The organism is Niallia sp. Sow4_A1, assembly GCF_052116745.1.
GTDB lineage: Bacteria > Bacillota > Bacilli > Bacillales > Cytobacillaceae > Niallia > Niallia hominis.
In genome coordinates, this window is record NZ_JBQKKM010000109.1 from 1 (window position 1) to 2092 (window position 2092).

General features: G+C 36.8%; 1 pseudogene. It reads left to right on the forward strand.

Features of this window, described 5'->3' with window-relative positions:
- A pseudogene (locus ACTQ5K_RS25340) lies at nt 1–1269 on the forward strand (phospholipase D-like domain-containing protein); the annotation flags it as partial.
- Between the last annotated feature and the right edge of the window lie 823 nt (nt 1270–2092).

Consider the following 2092-nt stretch of genomic DNA (forward strand, 5'->3'; position numbering starts at 1 on the left):
GGTGATTCAGCATCGGTAATTGCCGATGCTTTACGGCATTTCACTGTGAATGGGCTTCGAATGGGCCAAGTCCAAGTGTTTAACAATGGAATAGCAAAATATGAACAACTCCTTGAATCCCTAAAAAAAGCCCAAAAAACAATTGATCTGGAATATTTCATATATCGGAATGACCAAATTGGTAATCGCATCACAGAACTGCTAATCGAAAAAGCAGTAAATGGAGTGCAGGTTCGTTTTATGAGAGATGGCTTGGGGAGTTATAAATTCCCGCGTGAAAAAATCACGCAGATGGTGGAAGCAGGGATAGAATGCAGGACAATATTTCCTTTACGATTTCCCTGGATTTTGTCCAATTGGAATTATCGGGATCATTGTAAGATGGCCATAATCGACGGAAAGATAGCTTTTAATGGTGGCATGAACGTAGGATATGAATATACAGGATTGAAGCCTGACGTTGGCTTCTGGCGGGATACTCATTTGCAAGTCATAGGAGAAGCATAAGTCGATTTGCTGACTGTCTTTGATGTTCATTGGGAAATCGCTGTGCCGGAACGGATAAAATCAAAAACAAATTTGAAAACAAAATCAAAGGTAACGAAAATCAACTCAATCGGCAGAGCAGATCATTCCAAATGGTCAGCCGAATTGGGATCAGAGTTGAGCACCCTTGATGATAAAGAAATGGACATATCCGCAAAAACTAGGACATTGCATAAAGCGTATATCCATACGTTGGAAGGAAACCCTGGAATTCCTACCCCAGTCATTCGGCAAGCTTACTTTATATGTATAACACAGGCGACCAAGACTATTGATTTAACAACACCCTATTTTGTACCAGAAACGGATATTATCATGGCATTAAAGACAGCAGTAGCTCGTGGTGTGCACGTAAGATTGCTGGTTCCTCGCCACATTGATCAAAAAAGCGTGGGCTATGCAAGTCGTACCTATTACGGGGAACTTATAGAAGCTGGGGTCCAAATCTACCAGTACAATAAAGGAATGTTACATGCGAAACTGATGATCATTGATGAGGAAATTGCAGAAGTAGGCGCAGCAAACTATGATATGAGAAGTTTTCGCCTGAATTATGAGGTGTGTCAAGTCGTGTACAGTGCTGATGTGGCAAGAGAACTCACAGAGCAGTTCGAGGGGGATCTTACTGATTCTGTACCATTAAGAATTGAAGACTTGTTGCAACGATCCCTGACCGAGCGCATTGTTGAACAAGGTGCTCGTCTGCTTTCTCCATTATTATAAGTTGATGTATCCTGTTTTTATTGTTCTATCTTAAATCTAGATTTAACTTTGTTTTTAATATATTTCTGACTTATTTGAAAAAAAGTCGAAAACCCGTGTATTATAAGAACTTCCAACATGGGTTTTTTCTTATTTACGATGGAAATTCATTACTAAAAAACGGTAATACTAAAAAGGCAGCTCAAAGAGTTTGAATTCAAAAATATCTGTTACCTTTTCATTTAAATATAGAGGTGATATCAATAGATAATATATTTGAAAATCTTAAGGAAATACGTTTATTAGAAGATAAGCTCTATCATTTAGAATTAAATGGTTGGCTAAAAAATGAGTTTTTAACTTGGGAATGGTGGATACTAGTCGTTTTTTTAGTTGTGCCTTGGGTTATATGGGCTAAACTTGTTAAACGAGACATTATTTTAGAAATTTTGTTATTTGGTACCATAATTATCATAACAACAACCTTATTAGATGTAGTTGGCTTACAATATAGGTTTTGGGATTATCCAATTGCATTCTACCTATTATTCCTAGGGCCTTTCCCTTTGATTTTTCAATGATACCTGTAGCTTACATGTTGTTATATCAATATTTTAGAACATGGAAAATTTTTATAATCGCACAAATCACTATGGTACTCACATACGCCTTTATTGGTGAACCTTTTTCCGAGTGGGTCGAACTTGTGTATTATTATGAGTGGAGATACAGTTATTCATTCATATATTACATCATGGTTGGAATTGTAACTCGAGCTTTAATACTAAAACTAGCCTCTTTATCTAAACCTCAAGATCTTACAACTAAGTAAAATTTAAATTGG